Source organism: Streptomyces sp. DvalAA-14 (assembly GCF_900091855.1).
Taxonomy (GTDB): Bacteria; Actinomycetota; Actinomycetes; order Streptomycetales; family Streptomycetaceae; genus Actinacidiphila.
Genome location: NZ_FMCH01000149.1, coordinates 1 through 6,512, shown reverse-complemented (window position 1 = coordinate 6,512; position 6,512 = coordinate 1). Strand labels below are relative to the sequence as shown.

Here is a 6,512-nt window from a genome sequence, read left to right as displayed (position 1 = left end):
CGCCCGGCGCGACGGTCCTGCCGTAGAGCGGCGGACCGCCGGGCGGCCCCGGTGCGGGCGGGCGGGCCGGGAAGCCACCGCCGGGGGACGACTAGGCTGGAGAGCCGTACCCCCTAGCTGACCCTGGAGAAACACGCACGTGGCCGTGAACCTCGTCAACGTCGAAGCCGTCGGCAAGACATACGGCACGCGCACCCTGCTGGAGGCGCTGAGCCTCGGCGTCTCGGAGGGCGACCGGATCGGGGTCGTCGGGCGGAACGGTGACGGGAAGACGACGCTCATCCGGATGCTGGCCAAGCTGGAGGAGCCGGACACCGGCCGGGTGACCCACCAGACCGGGCTGCGGCTCGGCGTGCTGACCCAGCACGACGCGCTGGACCCCGCGGCGACGATCCGGCACGAGATCATCCGCGACCGGCCGGACCACGACTGGGCCGGGGACGCCAAGGTCCGCGATGTGCTGACCGGCCTGTTCGGCGCCCTGGACCTGCCCGGCTTCAGTGACGGCCTGGACACCGTGATCGGCCCGCTGTCCGGCGGCGAGCGACGCCGTATCGCGCTGGCGAAGCTGCTGATCGACGAGCAGGACCTGCTGGTGCTGGACGAGCCGACCAACCACCTGGACGTGGAAGGCATCGCCTGGCTCGCCGGGCATCTGCGGACGCGCCGCTCGGCGCTGGTGTGCGTCACCCACGACCGCTGGTTCCTGGACCAGGTGTGCACCCAGATGTGGGACGTGCAACGCGGCACCGTCTACGAGTACGAGGGCGGCTACAGCGACTACGTCTTCGCCCGCGCCGAACGGGAGCGGATCGCGGCCACCGAGGAGGGCAAGCGGCAGAATCTGGTCCGCAAGGAGCTGGCCTGGCTGCGCCGCGGCGCCCCCGCGCGGACGTCGAAGCCGCGGTTCCGGATCGAGGCGGCCAACGCGCTGATCGAGGACGTACCACCGCCGCGGGACACCGCGGAGCTGATGAAGTTCGCCAACTCCCGCCTGGGCAAGACCGTGTTCGAGCTGGAGGACGTGACGGTTGCCGCCGGGCAGCGGGAGTTGCTGGCGCACATCACCTGGCAGCTCGGCCCCGGCGACCGGATCGGCCTGGTCGGGGTGAACGGCTCCGGCAAGACGTCCTTCCTGCGGGCGCTCGCCAACGCCTGGAACACCGACGGCGACCAGCAGCCCGTCCACGGCCGCGTGGTCGTCGGCAAGACCGTGAAGCTCGCCTATCTCTCCCAGGAAGTCACGGAGTTGGAGCCGACCCAGCGCGTGCTCCAGGCCGTGGAGGCGGTGCGGCAGCGGGTGGATCTCGGCAAGGGCCGGGAGATGACGGCCGGTCAGCTCTGCGAGAAGTTCGGCTTCACCAAGGAGAAGCAGTGGACGCCGGTGGGCGACCTGTCCGGTGGCGAGCGGCGCCGGCTGCAACTGCTGCGGCTGCTGATGGACGAACCGAATGTGCTGTTCCTCGACGAGCCGACCAACGACCTGGACATCGAGACGCTGACCCAGCTGGAGGACCTGCTCGACGGCTGGCCCGGCTCGATGCTGGTGATCAGCCACGACCGCTTCTTCCTGGAGCGCACCACCGACCAGGTGTTCGCGCTGCTGGGCGACTCCTCGTTGCGGATGCTGCCGCGCGGGGTGGAGGAGTACCTGGAGCGCCGCCGCCGGATGGTGGAGGCCGCCGCGCCCCCGCCGCCCGCGCCGAAGGAGAAGCAGGTCGGCGACACCCGAGCGGCCAAAAAAGAACTGCAGCGCATCGAGCGGCAGTTGACGAAGATGGGCGATCGCGAGAGCAAGCTGCACAGCCAGATCGCCGAGCACGCCACGGACTTCGAGAAGGTCGCCGAACTGGACACCGAGCTGCGGTCGCTGCGCGAGGAGCGCGACGAGCTGGAGATGCGCTGGCTGGAGCTGGCCGAGGACGCGTGAGCGATTCGGCCCGGCCCGGGCGCAATTGCCGCAAGCTTCTGTCCGGATGAGGGGGCACGCGGTCCGGTGAGCGTGTAGCTTCGCGGCCAATGGGACGGGCGCCCCGCAGGCCGGGGGCGTGGTCGGCGCCGGTCCCGTGGCGGTGTGCACAGGGCACGGGGGCCGGCAGCGGTCCTGGCCCCTGGGGGGATTGGGGATACCCGACATGGGCGTACGGCTCGTCGTGGTCGACGACCACCGGCTGCTCGCCGAGGCGCTCGCCTCGGCGCTGAAACTGCGCGGACACCGGGTGCTGGCCGCGGCGGCGCCGGCCGGCGGCGCGGCCGAACTGGTGCTGAGCAGGTCGCCGGAGGTGTGCCTGTTCGGTACGGCGGCGCCCGCCGAGCCCGGCGCGTTCGACGCGGTGGCGCGGATCAAGCGGGAGCGGCCCGTGGTGGCCGTGGTGGTACTGGGCCCGGTGCCCGATCCGCGGGGCATCGCGGCGGCCTTCGCAGCCGGGGCCTCCGGCTATGTCCGGCACGACGAGCGGATCGAGGGCGTCGAACGGGCGATGGCCAAGGCCCGGGCCGGCGAGGTGGCGATCGCCCAGCCGCTGCTCCAGGGCGCGTTCGCCGAGCTCCTCAACCCCGCCCGGCAGCCGGACGACGAGGGCGCGCGGCTGCTGGAGATGCTCACCCCGCGGGAGATCGAGGTGCTGGTACGGGTCGCCGAGGGTGAGGACACCCGGCTGATCGCGGCCGGGATGCGGATCGCGCCGAGCACCGCGCGTACGCATGTGCAGCGGGTGCTGATGAAGCTGGGCGTGGGGTCGCGGCTGGAGGCGGCGGCGCTGGCGGCGCGCACCGGGCTGCTGGACCGGGCCGCGGAGGAGACGGCCGGGCACGCCTGAGCAGAACCGTCACTGCGGACGTCCGGGCACCGGGGCGGGGCCCGCCTCCCGCCCTGTCCGCCTCCCGCCCTGCCTTCTGGCCGCCCTGCCTCTCCCCGGGCCCGTACGACCCGGCTCCCGGTAGGACCTCTCGGGGTGCCTGCCGCCCGGCCACCGCTGCCCGACCACCGCCGCCCCGGTGTCCCACCTGCCGACATCTGTTCGGCTTTGTTTGGTTACCTCCACCGTGACACCGTGATTCCGTCCTCCGATCATTGTGAAGTTCGGGAGGCTCCGCGCATTGACTGAGCTGTTCTGTTGTGGTTCATTGTGTGCGGTTCTGTTGGGAGATTGTGGTGTGAGGTGCCGCAGGGTGAAGAAAACGACGACCCTGCTCGCGGACGGCCGCGAGCTGATCTACTACGACTCCGCCGACTCGGTGGTGCGCGATGCCGTCGACCTGCGCCCGCTGGAGCCTGTCGCCACGACCTCCGAGGTCCGTGCCGACCGGCTGCTGGGCGACGCGGTGGCGATCGCCTCGCACCGGCAGGGACGCACCTACCACCCGCCCGCGGACCAGTGTCCGCTGTGTCCGTCGCGCGAGGGGCGGCTCAGCGAGATTCCCGCGGCGGACTACGAGGTGGTGGTCTTCGAGAACCGCTTCCCGTCGCTGGCCGGTGACCAGGGCCGCTGCGAGGTGGTCTGCTTCACCTCCGACCACGACGCGTCCTTCCGCTCACTGACACCGGAGCGCGCCCGGCTGGTGCTCGACGCCTGGACCGACCGCACCCAGGACCTGTCGCAGCTGCCCGGCGTGGTCCAGGTCTATCCGTTCGAGAACCGCGGTGAGGAGATCGGCGTCACCCTCGGCCACCCGCACGGCCAGATCTACGGCTATCCGTTCACCACCCCGCGCACCGCCCTGATGCTGCGCTCGCTCGCCGAGCACCGCGAACGCACCGATGGCCGCAACCTGTTCGACGACATAATCGCCGACGAGATCGCCGACGGCCGCCGGATCGTGCTGACCGGCGAGCACTGGACGGCCTTCACGCCGTTCGCCGCGCACTGGCCGTACGAGGTGCACCTCTACCCCAACCGCCGGGTTCCGGACCTGCTCGGCCTCGACGAGGACGCGCGCGCCGAGTTCCCGGCCGTCTATCTGGAGCTGCTGCGCCGCTTCGACCGGATCTTCGGCGACGACCAGCCGCCGACGCCGTACATCTCGGGCTGGCACCAGGCGCCGTTCACCGCCCCGGACCGCCGGGACTTCGCTCTCCACCTGGAGCTTTTCACCATCCGGCGGACTTCGGGCAAGCTGAAGTTCCTCGCGGGCTCCGAATCCGGCATGAGCGCCTTCGTCAACGACGTGCCACCGGAGTCCGCTGCGATGCGACTGCGAGAGGTAGCGACTCAGTGAGCACCCTGCGGAAGAAGCTGCTGGTGACCGGCGGAGCCGGATATGTCGGCGGTGTGGTGGCCGCCCACCTGCTGGAGGCCGGGCACCAGGTGGTGGTGCTGGACGATCTGTCCACCGGCTTCCGGGAGGGCGTGCCGGACGGCGCGGAGTTCGTCGAGGGCCGGATCCAGGACGCCGCCAAGGTGCTGGACGGCTCCTTCGACGCGGTGCTGCACTTCGCGGCCTCCTCGCAGGTCGGCGAGTCGGTGGCGAACCCGGAGAAGTACTGGCGCAACAACGTGGCCGGCACCCTCGAACTGCTCGGCGCGATGCGGGAGTCCGGGGTGGGCACCTTGGTGTTCTCCTCCACCGCCGCCACCTACGGGGAGCCGAGCGAGGTCCCGATCACCGAGAGCGCGGCGACCGCGCCCACCAACCCGTACGGCGCCACCAAGCTCGCCGTCGACCACATGATCAGCGCGCAGTGCGCCGCTCACGGCCTGTCCGCGGTCTCGCTGCGCTACTTCAACGTGGCCGGCGCGTACGGCCGGCACGGCGAGCGGCACGACCCGGAGTCCCACCTGATTCCGCTGGTGCTCCAGGTCGCCCAGGGCCGGCGCGCGGCGGTCTCCGTCTTCGGCGAGGACTACCCGACGCCGGACGGCACCTGCCTGCGCGACTACATCCACGTCGCCGACCTGGCCGAGGCGCACCTGCTGGCGCTCGACAAGGCCCCGGCCGGCGAACACCTGATCTGCAACCTCGGCAACGGCGCCGGCTTCTCGGTCCGCGAGGTGATCGAGGCGGTCCGGCAGGTGACGGGGCATCCCGTCCCGGCCACCGTGGAGCCGCGCCGGACCGGCGACCCGGCGGTCCTGGTCGCCTCGGCCGACCGCGCCCGGGAGCGGCTCGGCTGGCAGCCGCGGCGCACCGACCTCGCCGAGATGGTCGGCGACGCCTGGACCTTCGCACAATCGCTGACGCGGGAGACACGATGACGCACGCCGCGGTCGCCGACACCTTCGGCGACAGCTCCGCAGACGCCCTGGCCGACGCCTTCACCGGGGTCTTCGGGCGCGCCCCCGAAGGCAGTTGGGCGGCGCCCGGCCGGGTCAATCTGATCGGCGAGCACACCGACTACAACGACGGCTACGTGATGCCGTTCGCGCTGCCGCACACCACCCGGGCCGCGGTCGCCCGCCGCGACGACGGACTGCTGCGGCTGCACTCCGCCGACATGGACGGCGGGGTGGTCGAACTGGAGGTGGACGCGCTCGCCCCCGGCGCCACCGAGGGCTGGGCCCGCTACCCGGCAGCCGTGCTGTGGACACTGCGCGAGGCCGGCCACCCGATCGGCGGCGCCGACCTCCACTACGCCAGTACGGTGCCGGTCGGCGGCGGCCTGTCCTCCTCGGCGGCGCTCCAGGTCGTCACCGCGCTGGCGCTGACCGAGCTGCACGGTGTCGAGCTGCCCCGGCAGGAGTTGGCGCTGCTCTGCCAGCGGTCGGAGAACGTGTACGTGGGCGCGCCGGTCGGCGTGATGGACCAGACCGCGTCCGCGTGCTGCACGCAGGGGCACGCGCTGCACCTGGACGTACGGGCGCTGGCGCAGCGCCAGGTGCCGTTCGACCTGGCGGCGCAGGGGCTGCGGCTGCTGGTGGTGGACACCCGGGTCAAGCACGCGCACGCCGACGGCGCGTACGGGGAGCTGCGGGCCGGCTGCGAGGCCGCCGCGGCGGCCCTGGGACTGCCCGCGCTGCGCGATGTCGCCTACGAGAATCTGGACGCGGCGCTGGCCGACCTGCCGGACGAGCGGTTGCGCCGGCTGACCCGGCACATCGTGACCGAGAACCGCCGCGTCGAGGAGGTCATCGCCCTGCTGGACGCCGGCCGCACGCCCGACATCGGCCCGGTCCTCACCGCGGGCCACGTCTCCCTGCGGGACGACTTCCGCATCTCCTGCGCGGAGCTCGACGTGGTGGTCGACACGGCGCTCGCCGAGGGCGCCCTCGGCGCGCGGATGACCGGCGGGGGTTTCGGCGGTTCCGCGATCGTCCTCCTGGAGGAGTCCACCGAGGCGAAGATCGCCTCCGCGATCACCCAGGCCCTCCCCTCCTCCCGCCACTTCCTCACCACCCCCGGACCGGGGGCCCACCGCCTGTCCTGACGACCCCCGCGGTCGGCCACGGCGTGGGGGTTGGTTGCGGTGGTGTCCGGGCTTGCTCCCGGTGGGGGCTGGTCGCGCAGTTCCCCGCGTCCCTGGGTGGGGGTGCGTTGGCGTTGGCGGTGAGGTGCGGCCGGCGGTCGGCGGTGGT

Annotated in this window: 5 protein-coding genes; all 5 read left to right on the top strand. The window is 72.4% G+C overall.

Annotation, left to right across the window (positions count from 1 at the left end):
* Positions 1-139 precede the first annotated feature (139 nt).
* The 5 genes from GA0115240_RS07125 to galK all read left to right on the top strand — a co-directional run bounded on the left by GA0115240_RS07125 (position 140) and on the right by galK (position 6,364).
* Entirely contained in the window at positions 140-1,930 is a 1,791-nt protein-coding gene (locus GA0115240_RS07125) for an ABC-F family ATP-binding cassette domain-containing protein (RefSeq protein WP_093735809.1), read from the top strand.
* Between the two features lie 205 nt (positions 1,931-2,135).
* Positions 2,136-2,819, top strand: a complete 684-nt coding sequence (locus tag GA0115240_RS07120; protein ID WP_093735808.1) for a helix-turn-helix transcriptional regulator — start codon at positions 2,136-2,138, stop codon at positions 2,817-2,819.
* Between the two features lie 352 nt (positions 2,820-3,171).
* Positions 3,172-4,218 carry a galactose-1-phosphate uridylyltransferase gene (gene galT, locus GA0115240_RS07115; RefSeq protein ID WP_093735807.1) on the top strand — a complete coding sequence of 349 codons (1,047 nt, stop codon included), beginning with the start codon at positions 3,172-3,174 and terminating at the stop codon, positions 4,216-4,218.
* A gap of 5 nt (positions 4,219-4,223) precedes the next feature.
* Positions 4,224-5,195, top strand: a complete 972-nt coding sequence (gene galE / locus GA0115240_RS07110; RefSeq protein ID WP_093735810.1) for a UDP-glucose 4-epimerase GalE — start codon at positions 4,224-4,226, stop codon at positions 5,193-5,195.
* Positions 5,192-6,364 (top strand): galactokinase, encoded by a 1,173-nt coding sequence (gene galK, locus GA0115240_RS07105; protein WP_093735806.1) that lies wholly within the window; start codon positions 5,192-5,194, stop codon positions 6,362-6,364. The genes galE and galK overlap by 4 nt, the downstream gene beginning before the upstream one ends.
* Positions 6,365-6,512 lie beyond the last annotated feature (148 nt).

What these genes read in the sequence shown, in the direction of transcription:
- GA0115240_RS07120 (WP_093735808.1), top strand. Translation starts at nt 2,136, where the DNA reads ATGGGCGTACGGCTCGTCGTGGTCGACGACCACCGGCTGCTCGCCGAG.
- galK (WP_093735806.1), top strand. Translation starts at nt 5,192, where the DNA reads ATGACGCACGCCGCGGTCGCCGACACCTTCGGCGACAGCTCCGCAGAC.